Origin of the sequence: Arthrobacter humicola (genome assembly GCF_022803015.1) — a bacterium.
Lineage (GTDB): Bacteria > Actinomycetota > Actinomycetes > Actinomycetales > Micrococcaceae > Arthrobacter > Arthrobacter humicola_A.
Genome location: NZ_JAFKON010000079.1, coordinates 1 through 230, shown reverse-complemented (window position 1 = coordinate 230; position 230 = coordinate 1). Strand labels below are relative to the sequence as shown.

Sequence of the window (230 nt, the reverse complement as noted above, 5' to 3'; positions counted from 1 at the left end):
CAACCGGGCGAACTCTGCCTCGGATGCGTCGATCTGCGCGGTGAGCTCGGTCAGCAGGTCCAGATCGGCGGCCAGCACCTGCCGGGCCACGGCTGCGTCCGCCGTGGTCAGCGCGTCGCGGGCGGCACGGACGAGCCGTTCGGCCAGCGGCTGCCGAACGTGGAGGCCGCGGACGGCGGCGAACCGGATGAACCGGGCGGTGCCCAGCGCGGCGAGCCGCTTCGGGTCGG

1 protein-coding gene is annotated in these 230 nt (G+C 75.2%); it reads right to left on the bottom strand.

The annotated features are described in order from the left end of the window. A partial coding sequence (locus tag ARTB_RS21510; RefSeq protein ID WP_243182290.1) for a hypothetical protein occupies window positions 1-230 on the bottom strand: 230 nt, incomplete at both ends.